Source organism: Nesterenkonia sphaerica, from assembly GCF_005771565.1.
Taxonomy (GTDB): Bacteria; Actinomycetota; Actinomycetes; order Actinomycetales; family Micrococcaceae; genus Nesterenkonia; species Nesterenkonia sphaerica.
Genome location: NZ_VAWA01000003.1, coordinates 188,338 through 204,958 on the forward strand (window position 1 = coordinate 188,338; position 16,621 = coordinate 204,958).

At 64.7% G+C, this 16,621-nt stretch carries 15 protein-coding genes; 4 read left to right on the forward strand and 11 right to left on the reverse strand.

Going from position 1 to position 16,621, the window contains the following annotated elements; translation table 11 throughout:
- Window positions 1-78: 78 nt before the first annotated feature.
- Complete coding sequence (locus FEF27_RS03790) at window positions 79-1,479, forward strand: GntR family transcriptional regulator (protein ID WP_166429897.1); 1,401 nt, start codon at window positions 79-81, stop codon at window positions 1,477-1,479.
- A 56-nt stretch (window positions 1,480-1,535) separates the two neighbouring features.
- The gene (locus tag FEF27_RS03795; RefSeq protein ID WP_208009653.1) at window positions 1,536-2,159 is read left to right on the forward strand and encodes a LysE family translocator; all 624 of its coding nucleotides are present in this window, start codon (window positions 1,536-1,538) and stop codon (window positions 2,157-2,159) included.
- Here FEF27_RS03795 and FEF27_RS03800 read toward each other — a convergent pair.
- Both FEF27_RS03800 and FEF27_RS03805 read right to left on the reverse strand, forming a co-directional pair.
- Window positions 2,152-2,589, reverse strand: a complete 438-nt coding sequence (locus FEF27_RS03800) for an NUDIX hydrolase (protein ID WP_166429898.1) — start codon at window positions 2,587-2,589, stop codon at window positions 2,152-2,154. The two genes, FEF27_RS03795 and FEF27_RS03800, sit on opposite strands and share 8 nt — an antisense overlap.
- Before the next feature lie 13 nt (window positions 2,590-2,602).
- Window positions 2,603-3,526 carry an EamA family transporter gene (locus tag FEF27_RS03805; protein WP_138169498.1) on the reverse strand — a complete coding sequence of 308 codons (924 nt, stop codon included), beginning with the start codon at window positions 3,524-3,526 and terminating at the stop codon, window positions 2,603-2,605.
- A 68-nt stretch (window positions 3,527-3,594) separates the two neighbouring features.
- On the opposite strand from FEF27_RS03805, the gene FEF27_RS03810 reads away from it, so the two are divergent.
- A complete protein-coding gene (locus tag FEF27_RS03810) occupies window positions 3,595-4,464 on the forward strand; it encodes a LysR family transcriptional regulator (RefSeq protein ID WP_166429899.1) in 870 nt (289 codons plus the stop codon).
- 210 nt (window positions 4,465-4,674) lie between these two features.
- Here the strand turns inward: FEF27_RS03810 and FEF27_RS03820 are convergent, their stop codons facing one another.
- The 3 genes from FEF27_RS03820 to FEF27_RS13460 form a co-directional block, all read right to left on the reverse strand.
- On the reverse strand, window positions 4,675-5,562 hold the full coding sequence (locus FEF27_RS03820) for a DMT family transporter (protein ID WP_138169500.1): 888 nt from the start codon (window positions 5,560-5,562) through the stop codon (window positions 4,675-4,677).
- Window positions 5,559-7,325: a heavy metal translocating P-type ATPase gene (locus FEF27_RS03825; protein ID WP_138169501.1), complete on the reverse strand. Its 1,767-nt coding sequence runs from the start codon at window positions 7,323-7,325 to the stop codon at window positions 5,559-5,561. Before FEF27_RS03825 ends, FEF27_RS03820 begins: the two co-directional genes overlap by 4 nt.
- 169 nt (window positions 7,326-7,494) lie before the next feature.
- Window positions 7,495-8,988, reverse strand: a complete 1,494-nt coding sequence (locus FEF27_RS13460) for a hypothetical protein (protein WP_138169502.1) — start codon at window positions 8,986-8,988, stop codon at window positions 7,495-7,497.
- A 188-nt stretch (window positions 8,989-9,176) separates the two neighbouring features.
- Here FEF27_RS13460 and FEF27_RS03835 point away from each other — a divergent pair, with 188 nt between their 5' ends.
- Complete coding sequence (locus FEF27_RS03835; RefSeq protein ID WP_138169503.1) at window positions 9,177-9,500, forward strand: winged helix-turn-helix domain-containing protein; 324 nt, start codon at window positions 9,177-9,179, stop codon at window positions 9,498-9,500.
- Between the two features lie 3 nt (window positions 9,501-9,503).
- Here FEF27_RS03835 and trmB read toward each other — a convergent pair whose 3' ends face one another.
- The 6 genes from trmB to dnaK form a co-directional block, all read right to left on the reverse strand.
- Window positions 9,504-10,334 (reverse strand): tRNA (guanosine(46)-N7)-methyltransferase TrmB, encoded by an 831-nt coding sequence (gene trmB / locus FEF27_RS03840; RefSeq protein WP_138169504.1) that lies wholly within the window; start codon window positions 10,332-10,334, stop codon window positions 9,504-9,506.
- Window positions 10,335-10,345: 11 nt separating this feature from the next.
- Complete coding sequence (locus FEF27_RS03845; protein WP_243729061.1) at window positions 10,346-12,265, reverse strand: penicillin-binding transpeptidase domain-containing protein; 1,920 nt, start codon at window positions 12,263-12,265, stop codon at window positions 10,346-10,348.
- Window positions 12,266-12,322: 57 nt separating this feature from the next.
- Entirely contained in the window at window positions 12,323-12,748 is a 426-nt protein-coding gene (locus FEF27_RS03850; RefSeq protein WP_138169591.1) for a heat shock protein transcriptional repressor HspR, read from the reverse strand.
- Window positions 12,749-12,830: 82 nt separating this feature from the next.
- Window positions 12,831-13,790, reverse strand: a complete 960-nt coding sequence (locus FEF27_RS03855) for a DnaJ C-terminal domain-containing protein (RefSeq protein WP_138169506.1) — start codon at window positions 13,788-13,790, stop codon at window positions 12,831-12,833.
- 50 nt (window positions 13,791-13,840) lie between these two features.
- The gene (locus tag FEF27_RS03860; protein ID WP_138169507.1) at window positions 13,841-14,668 is read right to left on the reverse strand and encodes a nucleotide exchange factor GrpE; all 828 of its coding nucleotides are present in this window, start codon (window positions 14,666-14,668) and stop codon (window positions 13,841-13,843) included.
- Window positions 14,669-14,681: 13 nt separating this feature from the next.
- A complete protein-coding gene (gene dnaK / locus FEF27_RS03865) occupies window positions 14,682-16,547 on the reverse strand; it encodes a molecular chaperone DnaK (protein ID WP_138169508.1) in 1,866 nt (621 codons plus the stop codon).
- Between the last annotated feature and the right edge of the window lie 74 nt (window positions 16,548-16,621).

Sequence of the window (16,621 nt, forward strand, 5' to 3'; positions counted from 1 at the left end):
TGAGCTTGGGTCAGGTGAGCGGAAGAGTACGACGCCGCCCCCTCTTCTTTTTGAGTCAAAAGTGCTTCAATGGTGCCTATGACACCGCCTCCGCGGGGCCGCCCCCGCATGCAGGAGACCGCTGATGACATCGTGGCCAGCGTGTTGGCCACCGCCGGGCCCCGAGTGGGCACCCCCGCCTACTCCACGCGCAGCCTCGCGGAGTTGACGGGACTGAGTCAAAGCCTGACCTCACGGGCTGTGGCCCGAATCCGCCATCCCGCCACACTCGGTGGTCCAGCAGAACCGGTCGCTGACTGCGTTCATGACGCGACATCGCCGGAAGCGGGGCCGCTGCAGTTGGTGGAGTTTCTGGTGGAGTTCCCCCAGATCAGGCTTCGTTTCGCCCCCGTGGAGACCCCCAGCGCGGCTCGTCGCCGGCTCTTTGAGCGGCGCGCGGCGGCAGTGATGGCAGCGTTGTGGGTCTCTGGGGCCGCCGCCTGGACCACAGAACGGACCACCGAGTCCCAGCCCGCCTCCGAGATGCCCTGTGGTGGGGTGGCGCGTTGGGTCCCGGGTCAGGTGCCGTGGGAGAGTTTCTTGGCGCGAGTGGCGCACCTGCTCAGTGCCTGCGAACCCTCGTCATCCGCTCTCCCTGCGGAGCTGCTGCACCAGCTCGCTGCGCGGGCCGGCCGGGGGCTGCACGGTGTCCGATGGGTGCGCGGGGAGGGGTCGACGGAAACTTCTGTGACTTCTGACTCAAATCGGCTCACGGTGGCCGAATTTCCCTCACCGGGGCGTTCCGAGCGCAGCAGGTGGCTGCCGCGGGTGGAGCTCTCTGCGACCGAGCAAATCGCGGTGGCGCTGCGCAAGGAGATGACTGACTCCGGGTTCACCCCCGGGGACCGGATCAGCGTTTCGGCGATGTCACAACGGCTGGGCCTGGATCCGGCCACTATTCGGACGGGTATGCGCCAACTCGCCGATGACGGACTGCTGACTTTCAGTGAACGAGGTTTCCGGATTCCACAACTCACCGGTGCTGATGTCATTGACCTCTATGCCTCCAGGCTGCACGTGGGGATGGTGATACTGCGCGCCTGCGCAGGCCAACCCAAGCATCGGCTCCTGCCGGCACGTCTGGCTCTGGGTGCCCTGGAGGCGGTGGCAAGACAAGGCACAAGGATGGACGCCGGCGAGGCAGATCTGCGCTTTCAACAAGAGCTGGCCGAGGCCTCCGGACTGACCCAGTCCGCTCGGAGTTTCCACGCTCTCACCCTGCGGGTACGCATGTTCATTTCAGTGCTCCAGCTGGACTACTCCCCCGCAGCTGAGCGGCTGATCAGCGATGACCGGCGCATTCTCGCCGCGCTGCTGGCCGGCCGGGCGCAGGAGGCGGTTCGGGTCTGGCGGCTGAAGCAGGACAATGCGGTGCGGCACATGTCAGCGTTGGCACCCGAGGCTTTCGACGCCGCCCAATGGGACCGTCTCTCACACTGAGGGAAGCTCTGCCGGGCGGGGGGCTTCACCGGGAGGGAACAAGTAGATTGTGCATAGTGACGACTTTCCTGCCGATCATCCTGTTCTTCATCGCCGGTGCTGGCACACCGGGGCCGAATAACACCATCGCCATGGCCGCTGGGGCCAACTATGGACTCAGACGGACTGTGCCCTGCATTGCAGGCGTCAACGTGGGATTTCCCGCGATGCTGATCCTGGTGGGTGGTGGATTGGGCGGGGTCCTGGCGCAGTGGCCCTGGGTGTTGGACGTTCTGCGACCGGTCGGGGCGCTGTACCTCTTGTGGCTGGCATGGCACATTGCGACTGCACCGACAGATGTCAGTGCCCGCGGCCGGGGACGACCGCCAAGCTTTACCCAGATGGCGCTGTTTCAGTTCGTCAACCCCAAAGCGTGGACCCTGGTGGTGGCGGCGGTGTCCACCTACACCGGCTTCTGGAACTCCTTTTTCGCAGAAGTCCTCGTCATCGCCGGCCTCGCGCTGGTGTTCAGCACCCCGTGCACCGTGGCGTGGGCGCTGCTGGGGGTGGGGGCGGGCCGGGTCATTTCCCGCCCAGCTCACATGAGAGCCTTCAACATTGTGATGGCGCTACTGCTGGTGGCCTCGCTCATCCCCGCGTTTCGGGAGATATGGGACTCAGCTCAACCGCTGCTCAGCTGATCACCCCGGCCATCCGGCGGGCCGTATCCACCAGCGAAACGCGGTCCAGACGGTCTATCTCCGAAGGAGTGAACCAGGCGACGTCGTTGGTGGAGCCGTCGGTCTCAACAGTGAGCTCGCCGCCAGTGATGTGTGCGCGGTAGACAATCCGCAAGTTCTGCAGCGCGATGCCGCGACGGCCGGACGATGGGGTCCGGCGTTCCCCCGGGATCACCAAATTATCAATGCCCAGCAGCTCAGCCACCTCCACTTGATATCCGGATTCCTCGAATACCTCGCGGACCACCGCGTCAGCAGGGTCCTCTCCAGGGTCGATGCCGCCGCCGGGCACCGTCCAGCCCGACCCGAACCCCTGCTCCATCCAGTGCGGCAGCAGCATGCGGTTGTCACTGTCGGTGATGACGGCGTAGGCGGAGATTCGGATGTCCATGGCAGTGACGGTATCAGCGGATAGCGGCTTCCGGCGCAGGTCCCCTGCGGCGCCCTCTGCGCAGCCGCAGACCGGGGGCAGCACCAGCCGCCGAACGGGGCCCGGGGAGAGTGAGCCCATTGCTGAGCACCACCAGGACAATGCCCGCCCACGCAATGACCGGCAGCTGCTCACTCAGCAGCAGCATCCCAATAGTGGCAGCGAAGAGCGGGTGCAGGGACATGCCCACACCGAAGATCAACGGGCTCACCTGGCGCAGCACCACCAGGTCCAGGGCATAGGGGACGGCAGTGGCCAGCAGTCCAGCGGCACATGCCAAGAGATACGCCTGCCAGGGCGGCTGTGCGTGCCCTATGACCAGCACCAGCACCGGAATCATTCCGAGTGAGGAAAGCACTGTGGCGGCTGCTGTGCCCTGGACACCGGGGACCCTGGTGCCGACGACCCGATTGGTGAGGATATAGCCGGCCCAGCACCCCGCGGCGATCAGAGCTACCCCGATGCCGAAGAAGTCTGTGGTGGGACTGGGCCGGGTGAGCAGAATGACCCCGATCAGCGCCACGACCACCCCCAGCAAATCCCTGCCTCTGCGTGAGGACCAGACTGCCACCGCCAACGGACCCAGGAACTCAATGGTGACTGCTGTGCCGAGGCCCACGCGGTCCAATGCGGTGTACAGCGCAGCGTTCATCGCCGCGAAGAAGAACGCCAGCAGCGCCACCGGCTTCCACTGAGCCGCCGTGAATCGCCGCAGTGCGGGCCGGGCAACCGAGCACAACACCAGGGCGGCGGCCATCTGACGGATCGCCACCACGCCCAAGGGGCCGAGGGTCCCGAAGGCGAGGGAACCGACTGCCGCGCCAGTTTGGGTGCTCAGCGCGCTGGTGGCGATCACAGCGAAGCCCCGGCCTGGCCGCCCTTGTATCCAGTCGCGCATAAAGGCATTCTGCGCCGCTTCGCTGGGAGTAAGAAATGCAGACCACGACGCTCATATACGCTAAGTGCATGAAATGGGAACTGCGCCATATCCAGTGCTTGGTCGCCATCTCAGAAGCTGGGACCATCACCGACGCCGCACTAGAACTGGGCATTTCACAGCCGCAGGTCTCGCGCGTCCTGCGCACTCTGGAAGCCAGTTGGGGGGTGCAACTCGTGGTCCGCAGCTCGCGGCGCACCACTCTGACCTCTGAGGGCCGGCTGGCGGTCGAGCGGGGTCGGCACCTGCTGGCTTTTGCGGATTCCATCGAGTCGGCGGTTCGTGGAGACCATATGATGCGCTTGGGGTATATAGCGTCCGCCGCCGGACGGCACACTCCTGCTCTGCAGCGGAAGTGGCGGGAAGTGGAGCCGGACGTTGACTTGAGACTGATTCACGCCCAGGGCGCACTCGGGGGCATGGCGGAGGGACTGACCGATGCGGCTGTGCTGCGCAGGGCACCGGATCCCACCACGTATCAGAGCACCGTCGTAGGTACGGAACAGCTGGTGACCGCGTGCGCCGACAACGACCTCTGGGGCAGACGGCGGAGTGTGAAGCTCAAAGAGTTCGCCGGCCGCCCCCTGGTGGTCAACTCTCGCTCGGATCTGGACCTCAATCTGTGGCCCGGCGGGTTCGGTCCATTGCGGGCATTCGACGTCGAGGGCATGGACCAGTGGCTGGACGCGATCGCTGCCGGGCGCGGCGTCGGCGTAGCCACCCGCGCCACCGCCGAGCAGCACCGCCCCATAGGAGTTCGCTATGCGCCCATCAACGATGCGCCTCGGGCGGAGGTGCGGCTGTGCTGGCCGCGGGGTCATAGTCTCAGGGGGCTGCACTCACTGGAGGGAATCCTGCGGGATCTGTACTCCTCACCACCACGTGGCTTGGCAGGCTGATGGGCTCAACGCTGGAGCCGTACCTGAGGGGCTCCCGCTTCATTCCACCGAAAGAGCGCTAAGTGCCACAGCCCCGGTCGGCGCCGGCTGGGGTCGATCACGCCGTGTGAGCCTATGGCCTCAAGTCGCCCGATAGAACGTCCCTGAGACGGCGCAGAAGTACTGCCCGTGGGGCCTCACCTCGGGTGGTGTCGTCGTCATCCCGGTAGATTACCGGGAGTGACGCTGGGCCGCAGCGGTCCACCAGGCGCCGGCGATAATCGTGGCACAGCCCAGCAGCTGCCCGGCACTGGGGGCGTCTTGAAAGAGCAGGAACCCCAGCACGATGGCGAAGATTGGGCTGGTCAGCATCAGGGTGCTGGTAAGTATCTCGTTGAGACCGGTCATCGCGATGTTGAAGCACAGGTACACCACGACCTGACCGATGAATGCCAGCGCCACAAGCCAGGCCCACTCCGAGACTTGGGCCGGGACATCGAACCGTCCGGAGCCCACGGCCCCGGTGCCTGCAGTCAGCCCCGAGGCCAGACAGACGATGGCCAGCACGGTGAAGGGCGCCGGGCGCAAAGTTGGCGGGGCGCTGCGGCGGATGATTGCTAAGTACGTCGCATAGCCGGCTCCGGCGATCAGGCCTGCGGCCACCCCGAATAGGTTCAGCTCCGTTTGACTGAAAGCTCCTGCAGTCAGGGCGACTCCGGCGACCATCAGCGGCACAATGACCGCCAGCTGCTTCATGGGCCGCACACCTTCAATCAGCCACGCGATCAGCGGCAGGAAGACAATTTGGAGGTTGATCAGCACTGTTGCCAGTCCCGGTCCGATCAGACCGATGGCGGTGTTGTAAAAGCTGTAGTCCACGCCGATGGCCACCCCACCCACCACTGCTCCGATGACGGTGGCGCGCGGCAACGCCTGCCGGTAGTCCACACGGCGCATCTCCCAGATCACCAACGGCAGCAGCATCGGTACCGCCAGCAGGCACCGGAAGGCCGCCACCGTCATCGGCTCCGCGTCCAGGTTGAAGATGATGGAGGCTGAACCGGCCATCGCCAGACTCCCCACAAGCATCAGCACGACACCGTGCGCAGGAGTAATCACTCGGTCAGTGTAGGCCGACGGGGACCGGCCATCTGACACCGTCCCAGGCGGGAAGAGCGCGCGACTACACCGAATCCTGCCAGCACCATCACTGCCGACGCCGCGCTGGGGTTGAGCAGTCCGAAAGCAGCCAGAGGTGTGGCTGCAGCGTAGTACGTCCACGTGAGGAAGATGCTGGTGCGGACCGTGCGCAGGGTGCGGTGGCACAGCAGCACGGCATCAGCTGCAGAGCGCAGGTCACCTCGAGCCACAGTGATACCAGCACCCACTGGATCCGCTGTGGTGCCGCCTCCGGGATCCACGCCTCGGCCGATCGCAAGGTCAGCCTGGACCAGCGCGGCAGCATCTTCGACGCAGTCACCTATGACCGCCACCGCCCGGCCCTGAGCCTGGAGCGTCTTGACGAGGGCCACCTTTTCCTGCGGCGGGGCGTCAGCCACCACGGTGCCAATGCCGACCGCTGCCGCCGCCCGACGAGCGGCACCTTCGTTGTCACCGGTCAGCAGCAGCGGCTCCACACCTAGTCTCGTCAGCACCTCGAGGGCCTCAGTCGAGGACTCCTGCACCGTGTCGGACAAGATGAGGACGCCGGAGAACGCCCCGTCGATGGCTACCAGGACAGTCGTGCTGCCGTGATTCTGTGCTTCTGTCAGCAGGTCTCGGACGGCATCGGGAAGGTCCACACCGCATGCCGTCATGAAGCGTTGACGCCCGACGATGACCCGGTGACCCTCGACGTCCCCGGAGACCCCCATGCCGTGGTGCTGCCGGACGTTCTGCGGCTGCGGCAGGCGGCCGCTGTGGGAGCCGAAAGCCTCTTGTGCGGCGGCCACAATTGCCCGTCCAATCGGGTGCTCAGAGCCCGTCTCGAGACTCCCGGCCAAGCGGAGCAGAGACGGTTCGGCGTCTTGATCACCCCCGTGCCGGGCGGAAAGCAGCGCGGTGAGCTGCATGTGCCCGGTCGTCACGGTACCGGTCTTGGACATCACCACAGTGTCAATCCTTGTGGCCGCTGTCAGCACTGCCGGATGTCTGATCCGGATTCCCTGCTGCGCACTTCGCCGAGCTCCGGCAAGCAGAGCAGTCGCGACGCCCAGCGCCAACACACCAGGACAGGCCACGACCAGCACAGCGACGGCTGCTGTGATCGCCGCCTGATGTGTGGCGCCGAAGGTAAGCCACAGGCCCGCAGTCAGGGTGCTCACCAGCAACATCGAGGGCACGAAGGCCCCGCAGGGATGATGACGCGGCGCAAAGTCGTCCTGTGATGCAACCCGAGGTGATGCGGCGGATGGGGGCTCAGATTTCGCTGTGGGCCACCCCACCTCACCCGGCGGGACCCCCGCCCGGTTTCCGAGATAGCGGCCCAACAGCACCACAGTGGTCACTACCGCCGCCACCTCGAAGTAGGCCCGGTCGGTACCACCCGCATCGGCCGCCGTCCACCACGGATGGGCGAGGGGTAGCCACGGCTGTCGCGCTGCGGGATCGCGGAGATCACCCAAGATAAGTGCGTGCAGGGACAAGCCCAGAACCGCCACGGTGGTCGCAGAAGCGAGGGTGTCCGTGGTGACCCTACCCCGCCGGGCACTCTGTGCCGCACCTGAATGAACCGGCCACCCGGCCCCGAATACCACAGTGAGACTCAGGGCGAGAGACACCCAGGCCCAGTAGTCCAACTGACTGGCTGGCACCACCGCCCAGATGACTACCGGAGCGGTGAGCAGGCCGGAAATGACCAGTCTCCTGCGGCCTGTTACCACGTGACCAGAGCCCAGGTCCCCGCAGCGGGACTCAGAGACGGCGCCGACCTCGGGACCCCCGCAGGGTCCCGCCTCTCAGCGGTATCCCTGCACTGCACCGTGTGTATGTGGGTTCCCTTCACCGTTTCCACAACACAGCAACGCCGGGAGGTCTTCCCGCAAGGGTCCCTCAGTGATCGTGATGCTCATCATCGTCGTGATGATCGTCGTGGCCGTGCTCGTCGTGGCCGTGCTCCTCATTGTCATGTCCATGATCATGCTCATCGTCGTGCCCGTGATCGTCATGATCGTGGTCCTCGTGGCCGTGGTCCTCATGATCCCCGTCGTACTCCTCCGAGACACCTTCGATGGGCCGACCGTCGACGACCACGAAGTCATTCGGCACGAAGTCCAGATCACCGCTGACGATCACTTCCCCCTCGGTGAGATCCACAATATGGATCTGCCGAGCTTCAGGGTCGGTGACATAGACGAGATCCCCACTGGCACCAATAGTGGGGCTCGGCACTTCAGAGCCCTCCGCCTGAGTCCACTCCTCGACGACCTGCAGATGTTCGAGATGTTCCCCACTGTCCGCATCGATGATGTGCAGTTGACCGTCGTCGGTCAGCACCAGTGCCTCGCCGTCGGGCCCGCGCTGCAGGTTCCGCGCCTCGTAGGACACGTCCACGCTGGTGGTAGTGATTTCACCGGAGGAAGTGTTGACCAACGCCACCTCGGTCATCGGCCCGTCCTCCGCTGTGCGGTAGTCACCCAGGAAGACAGGGGACTCCTCGGACCCCACCAAGTGGCCAATGCCCGATCGTTCCTCCCCGGTTTCGATTTTCTCAAAGTCGTCACCGGTCCAGACCAGCACGCCGTCCTCGCATCCGAGGACAAGTACGCCTTCTGGCCCGGATGCCTGACCTTCAATGCCAGGGCAGTCTTGGCTGCGAGCCCTCTCCTCGCCGTCAGCATCGACCACGCGCGCATCCGTGTCGGCCCCTGACGCGTGCACCCGGGAACCGTCATCAAGGACTACAGCGAGGCCTTCGTCAGTCCCCTCTGACTCGGCGGATTCGGTCTCCAGCTCCGTCTCTGCGTCAAGGTCCTCCAGCTGGAACCAGTGGTACTCGCCGGACCCGTCGAAGAACACGGTGCCCATGCGGCCATGTGAGGACATATGGGCAGCTGACTCCCCCTCTATGCTCGTATCTGTCAGCACCGGGTCAGTAGTGAAGTAGTCATTATGGTCACCGTGCGGAGCCCCCCAGGTCCCCACATCAAGGAGTCGGAAACTCTGCTCCTCTGCGATGAACGCGTGCCGTCCGTCGCCAGCCTCGCTCACCCGCGCTGAGGCTTCCACCGCGAAGTTGCCCAGGAGCTCAGTGCTGACACCATCGAGCACTGCGACCCCACCGTCGTGGGTCACTACCAGCCGCGGCTCCGGCCCGCCCACCTGGCGGGTTTCACGGTCGGAGGGCTCCACCGGTTCGGTCTCTTCGAGTTCCTCCGTCTCCTCATCCTCATTCTCGGTACCCTCTTCGCCACCACCGTCATCCGCGCCTGTGGCTTCCGCGTCAGCATCATCGGGTTGGTCCGCATCATCGGTGGTGTCGCCGCATGCGGAGAGCACGAGGGACGAAAGCAGCGCAAGGGACAGTAGAGACCTCTTCATGTTCATGTGAATTATTATCAACAACTGGCAAGAACAACTGCAAATCGTTCGCAACATTGGGGCGTCCTCACAGAAAAAGCCGATGCCCCGGGCGGTACCAGGTCTTCGCGTGAGAAATCGGACATCCTGGGTTCACATCCTCGACAAAGGGCGGTAACCACCTTGTTCTACGCTGATCCGCGAGGAGGTCGAGAATGACGGGGCTTACCGAGGACGCCTGGGGTGAGGAGCACTATCTATGTCTCCGCACCTCCGGCGGTACGGTGGAGATCATTGGCAATGTGGTTCACCTTCCCGGCGCGCAGCCGGTGCAGCTGGCTGCCGGGCCGATGTCAGTGATGCGCGCGCTGGTCAAGGCCCGCGGCGCAGTCATCTCACGCGAGTCCCTGCTGGGGGTGCTTCCAGAGTGTGGGTCCGTCCACGGTCTTGAAATGTGGATCTCCAGACTGCGCCAGGCGCTGCCGGACCCCTGCGCGGTCCAGACCGTGGTCAAACGAGGCTATCGGCTGGCCCTGTGACCGTCAGGGTTGACGGACGAAGCTGAGGTCAAAGATCATCCGGCCGGCCTCCAGGGCCTTCTGCTCAAAGTCCGTCACCACTCGTGCCTCGAATCTCGGCGCCCAACCGCCTGCAGAATCCAACGCCTGCTCCAATGGCAGAGGGTGCGTCTCTTTTCCCAGGCTCGCGGCGTCAAGGTCACCGCTGCGGACTTTGGTCAAGGGGGACTCCTCTCCCGCCCGCTGACCGGCATGGGGGTTGCGGAATGCCGGGGAGGCACTTATGACGTCGCGCATCTGCACCGCATAATCTGACCAATCGGTGGCCAGGCGCCACACTCCGGTCGGGGCGATGACCCGGGCGGCCTTCTCCGCAAAGCTCGGTTGAATCAGCCGCCGCTTCTTATGCTTCGCCTTGTGCCACGGGTCGGGAAAGAAGACCCAGAGTTCGGAGAGCAGCCCCGGCGGAAGCAGCTTGTCCACGACCTCCACAGCGTCCAGACAGGCGACCCGCACATTGGTCAGGCCCTCCCGGCGGATACGGGCTGCCAGTTGGGCAGCGCCGGGGCGGTAGACCTCCACGGCCAGGAAGTCCGTCTCTGGGTTAGCCGCGGCGGCCGCTGCCACCGCCTCTCCGGAGCCGGAGCCGATCTCAAGGATCAATGGGACGGTGCGGCCGTACTCGGCGCGCCAGTCCACCCGGTACCCTTCTGCCACCGCGGTGTCCCGCTCTCCGTGCGGGATGTCCAGGAGCTCCTGGCCCAGCGCTGCATCCCAGGCCCGCTGATAGCTGGGTTTGAGACGGTTGCTGCGGCGCACAAAAGATAAGGTTCTGCGGAAATGCTTCTCAGCCATAGGGAGTGAGTCTAGCTGTCCTGATCGGCAAGGATCTCACGTGCTCCCACCAGGAACTCACGCATCAGCGGCCCGTTGGTCGAGGACCCCCACTCCCCCTCCTCCAGGAAGACCGCGACGGCGAGGTCACCCTGGGAGCCGATCACCCAGGTGTGCGAATACGAGTCATCGCCAGAGCCTGCCTCAGCAGTGCCGGTCTTGGCGTAGACGGTGGGGCCAGGGATCGGGTCCAGATCACGCAACGTGCCGTATTGCACGGTGCCGCGCATCAGTTCGCGCAGCTGCTCACCCTCTCGCTCGCTGAGACCGTTCCCGTCAGGCTCGTCCTCCCGCTCCACCAACCAGGGATGCACCGTCCGGCCGTCCGCAATGGACGCAGCGGCTGCGGCCATCCCCAGCGTCGAGGTCTCCACGGTTCCCTGACCGAAGAGATTGGCCGCATGGAGGTTCAGGTCAGCATCTTCGGGAACCCGAGCCTTGATGGCCGGCACGCCGATGCCGACGTCGTTGTCCATGCCTAAGTCACGGGCTGCCTCCACGAGCTCTGCGGAGCTGACTCGATTCCACGCCCCAGCGAAGGTGGTGTTGCAGGAGACGGCCACTGCCGTGTTGAACGGGATGTGCCCTACATACTGGTCTTGGAAGCCAGCCACGTTCCGGAACTGCTGGCCGTGGACGGTGACCGAGTTGGGACACGGCACACTCGAGGTGGGGCTCATCCCGTCCCGCAGCATGGCCAAGGCGGAGACCATTTTGAATGTGGAGCCAGGGGCAAACGTGGACTCAATAGCAGTATTGACCTGCGGCGCATCAGGGTTGTGAGTGGCCGAGGCGATGATCGCCCCGGTCGAGGGACGGATGGCCACCAGGGCGGTGGTCACATCCTGCGCGTCGGCGATCTCCTGAGCCAGGTCCTGCACTCTGGGAAGCAGGCCAGTCTGGACGTCATCTCCTGGCTGGGGATCCACCGAGTAGCGCACAGAGGGGCCAACGGTAATGTTGACGCCGGGGCTGCCGCGCAAGGTCGAGTCATGGACCGACTGAATTCCGGAGACTCCCACGGTGTCCCCGACCCGCAGGGTGGGGTCAGCTTCCAGGTGTTCTGCGGTGACGTCACCGACTCGGCCCAGCAGCTGGGGGGCGAAGTCCGAGCTCTCCGCCAGCGGCATTTCGTCGTAGACCAGGTGCACCCCGGGCAGGTCCTCCACGTCGGCTGCAGTGACATGCCCACCCTCGGTGCGCACCACAATGGCTTCGACGAACGCCTCCTCGCCGTAGGCGCGGACCTTCTCCGTATAGCTTGCGGCGTCGATCCCGATCACATCAGCCAGCTCCTGGGCGGCCTCCGTTTGGCTCTCTTCGGAGTCCAGCTGCGACTTGTCCAGGCCGATCCGCACCACTGAACGGTTGTAGACCATGGCGCGCCCGGTACCGTCCATAATCCGTCCGCGGTCTGCCCCGGTGGTGGATAGGCTCACCGTCTCGTGGCCGGCATAGTCAGGAAGGATCAGCTCGGTCTCGCCCTCCAGAAGCCAGGTGTCCGAATCCTGGTCATAGACGTAGTCCGCATGGGTGGAGTACTCCCATTTCTCACCGTCGACGCCGATTTCCTCGAGATCCCAGCTGTGATCAAAGGTCACTTCAGCTGTCGGGGGGCGGACGGAATCTTCGGCCGGCTCCTGCACCTGAGTCTGGGCCACCCGAACTTCGGGAGTGAGCTCGGTGAAGGGTTCATGCAGGTTCTCCGCCGCAGTAGCGAGAGTGGAGGCCTGACCAGACCTGAAGTGCACCTCGGAGAAGTCTCCGCTGGAGAGGGCCGCGGCCAAAGTCTCCGCCGCCTCGGCGATTTCTGCGCGCTCGTCCTCACCCCCGCAGGAGCTCAGCAGGGTCAGCACCGCGCCGCCAGCGACGACACCTGCCCACCTCCACATTTTCACCTGGCAATTCTACGGGGCGGAGATTTGTCTCCGGCGGACGCGCGCGGAAGATTACCTGGCGGAGCGCCAGACAATGAGTTCCCGGCCGATCGGGCGCGGCCGCTGACCGCGAGCCACTGTGACGACCTCACCCCGGGACCCGACGGCGAAGACCCGTGAGCCCCCGGAGTCCCGGTGGGCTTTGCGCAAAGTATGGCGGAGATCACTGACCTGCTCTTCGAGCTCCTCGACCCGGTTCTGCAATGCAATGATCCGGCGGATCCCTTCCAGCGAGACACCCTCCTGGCTCAGCTGTTGGATCTGCCGCAGCTGCTCGATGTCGTACGGGGAATAACGGCGATGTCTGCCCCCCTGGCGTCGCGGAGTCACCAGTCCGAGACGATCGTACTGGCGAAGAGTCTGCGGATGCATGTCTGCCAGCTCAGCCGCCACGGAAATGACAAAGAGTGGATCATGGCGGTGGGTCGCAGCCAACATCCTGGGGTCCTCACCGTATTCCGCGACGTTCTCCCGAATGCGCACTTTGGCGTATGACACGTCTTCCACCTCCCTTCACCACTTACAACGCGGCCTGAGCCTCCAGGCCTTCCCGGGGGTTCACCCCGTTGGTTGCCGCAGCGTAGGCGCGCACTGCTGCCTCGGCCTCTTCATTAAGCTCTTGCGGGACGACCACTTCAAGAACCACGCGCATGTCCCCAGAGCTGTTCTTCCGGCGGATCCCCTGACCCTTCAGGCGCAGCGTCTTACCTGTGCTGGAGCCGGCAGGGATGCGGATCTTCACCTTCTCGCCATGAATGGTGGGCACTTCCGCTGTGGCGCCCAGGACCGCCTCGTCGAAACTGATGGGCAGCCGGATCCGGATATGGTCTCCGTCCCTTTCGAAGAAGGGGTGGTCCTGTACGGAGACTTCCACCAGCAAGTCTCCGGCACCGCCGGGTCCCTGCTGACCTTTGCCCTTGACTCGGACCTTCTGACCTTCCCGAATGCCTGCGGGAATGCGCACGTCGATCACATTGCCTGATGCCTCGCGCAGCCCCACCGTGGTGCCGCGTACGGCCCCCTTGAAGGAGATGGTGGTCTTGGCCGTCCGGTCACCACCTTTGGGGGGCGAGCCGGCGAAGCGCCCGCCGAAACGCTCGCCCATTCCGCCGAAGATGTCCTCGAAACCGCCGCCGAACCGGCCTCCTGCTGTGCCGGGCGCGCCACCCTGCCCAAACAGACCGCCGAAGATGTCCTCAAATCCGCCGCCGTCGCCGCCGGGGCTGCCTGAGAAGCGGGCGCCGGAACCCATGGCGCGGATGGCGTCGTACTGCTGCCGCTCCTCCGGGTCAGAGAGGACCGAATGCGCTTCCGAGATGTCCTTGAACCGTTGCTCGGCGGACGGGTCATCCGGGTTCTTGTCCGGGTGGTGCTGGCGGGCCAGCTTGCGGTAGGCCTTCTTGATCTCCTCCGCAGTGGCGTCTCGGGAGACGCCGAGGATGCTGTAGAAATCTTTGTTGATCCAGTCTTGTGAAGCCATAGTTCAGTGCGACCCCTGTCTCAGGTCGGCGTCTCCCTCCTCTCCTGTACTTATTCCGGGCCTGCGGACACGATGACCTGGGCGGCACGGAGCAGCCGGTCATTGAATCGGTAGCCGGTCCTGACCACGATCGCGATCTGGTCGGCCTCGATTTCTGGATGGGGCTGCTGCATGATCGCCTCGTGCTCGTTGGGATCGAACTGCTCCCCCACCTCGCCCACCGGAGTGAGACCCTGCTGGGTGAGGATCTGCTCCAGGCGCCCGGCGATGCCGGCGAGAGGACCATCCTCGAGGTCGCCCGCCTGGCGGGCTGCGGCGATATCGTCGAGCACCGGCATCAGCTCAGAGATGAGCTGGCCTTTCACCCGCTCCTTCTCCAGCGAGCGGTCGCGCTCCACGCGGCGCCGGTAGTTGACGTACTCGGCCTGCACGCGCCGGAGATCGTCCTCCAGCTCCGCCTCGCGGTCGTACCCGGAGTCCTCGAGCGCCTGCTCAGCAGCCTGGATCCGTTCTTCCGGCTCGGTCTCGCCACCGCCGATCGCCTCGTCCCAGGAGACTTCGCGCAGCTCCGGATCCTCCAGCACCTCGGCATGCTCCTCAAGCTGCGGTTCGTGATCACTGTCCTCGCCGGCCGGCTCCTCATGCGCGTGCGGCGCTTCCTCGAACGCCCCATCCGGCGCATCGGCAAGGATCCGTTCGGCCTCCGCGAGCGGATCGGCCGAAGGGTCTGCCGCAGCAGCTTCGCGATCCTCCACGGTGGCTTCGCCCTCTGCGGACCGACGGGGTTCACCGGTCTCCGGGTCGAATCGGCGCTTGTCGGTGAAGCGAAACGGCTCCTCCGGTTCGCTTGCTTCAGAGTTGTACTTGTCCTTGGCCATCGACTAGGACTCCTTACTTCTTCTCGGCGTCGTCGTCCTCGTCCACGACCTCGGCGTCGACGATGTCCTCGTCCTCCCCGCCGGTCTCGCCGGCGGGTGCCTGCTCGGCACCGGGGGTGGACTCGGCACCCTGAGCATAGAGGGCTTCGCCGATCTTCACCTGGGAAGCCTGCAGCTTCTCGAAGGCGGCGTTGACCTCATCCTCGTTGTCGGTCTTCTCCAAGGCCTGCTTGAGGGCGTCCACGTCAGCCTGGACTTCGTTCTTCACGTCCTCCGGCAGCTTCTCGGCATTCTCTTTGAGCAGCTTGTCCACCGAGTAGGCCGATGCCTCAGCAGCGTTCCGGCGCTCCGCCGCCTCTCGGCGCTTCTTGTCCTCTTCTGCGTGCTTCTCCGCATCGGCGACCATCCGGTCGATGTCTTCCTTCTCCAGGGATGTGCCCCCGGTGATGGTCATCGACTGCTCCTTATCGGTGCCCTTGTCCTTGGCGGAGACGTGGACAATTCCGTTGGCGTCGATGTCAAAGGTGACTTCGATCTGCGGCATGCCGCGCGGGGCCGGGGCAATCCCAGTCAGCTCGAACGTTCCCAGCGGCTTGTTGTCACGGGTGAACTCGCGCTCGCCCTGGAAGACCTGAATGGCCACTGAGGGCTGGTTGTCCTCAGCGGTGGAGAACACTTCAGACTTCTTGGTGGGGATAGCGGTATTGCGCTCGATGAGCTTGGTCATCACCCCGCCCTTGGTCTCGATGCCCAGCGACAGCGGAGTAACGTCGATCAGCAGCACGTCCTTGCGCTCACCAGCCAGCACACCTGCCTGGAGGGCGGCGCCGACGGCGACAACCTCATCAGGGTTGACCGACTTATTGGCTTCTTTCCCGGAGAGCTGCTTGACCAGTTCCGCCACGGCAGGCATCCGGGTGGAGCCGCCGACCAGGATCACGTGGTCAATCTCCGAGATCTGAATTCCGGCTTCCCGGATGACGTCGTTGAACGGCTTCTTCGTCCGCTCGAGCAGGTCGGAGGTCAGGTCCTCGAACTTCGCCCGGGAGAGGGTCTCGTTCACGTGGACCGGGGAGCCGTCGTGCTGTGTGGCGTAGGGGATGTTGATGTTCGCGGTGGAGGTGGAGGAGAGCTCCTTCTTGGCCCGCTCAGCCTCTTCCTTCAGACGGGGAACGGCGATCTTGTCCTTGGACAGGTCAACGCCTTCCTTCTGCTTGACCTGGGCGACCAGCCAGTCGATGATGCGCTGGTCCCAGTCGTCGCCGCCGAGCCGGTTGTCGCCGGCAGTGGAGCGCACCTGGATGGTGGAGAAGTCATCCTCGTCTTTGCCGACTTCCAGCAGCGAGACGTCGAAGGTGCCGCCACCGAGGTCGAACACCAGAATCTGCTCGTCTTCTTTGCCTTTCTCCAGCCCGTAGGCCAAAGCTGCTGCGGTGGGCTCGTTGACAATACGGGAGACCTTCAGGCCAGCGATCTCCCCGGCCTCCTTGGTCGCCTGCCGCTCAGCATCGTTGAAGTAGGCAGGAACGGTGATGACCGCTTCTGCGACGTCCTCGCCCAGGTAGGACTCGGCGTCGTGCTTGAGCTTCATGAGGATGCGGGCAGAGATTTCCTGCGCGGTGTACTTCTTACCGTCAACCTCAGTCTCCCAGTCGGTGCCCATGTGGCGCTTCACGGAGGCGATGGTCCGGTCCGGGTTTGACACCGCTTGGCGGCGCGCGACCTCACCGACGAGCACTTCGCCGGACTTGGAGAATGCCACCACCGACGGTGTGGTGCGTGCGCCTTCAGCGTTGGCGATCACCGTGGGCTCTCCGCCTTCGAGGACAGTGACAACTGAGTTGGTGGTTCCGAGGTCGATTCCGACTGCGCGGGCCATGTCGGGGCTCCTTTCATCAGGGCGTTGTGTCAAGCAGGTGGTCTCGCTGTTGAGCGAGTTCGACTCAAGTCTGG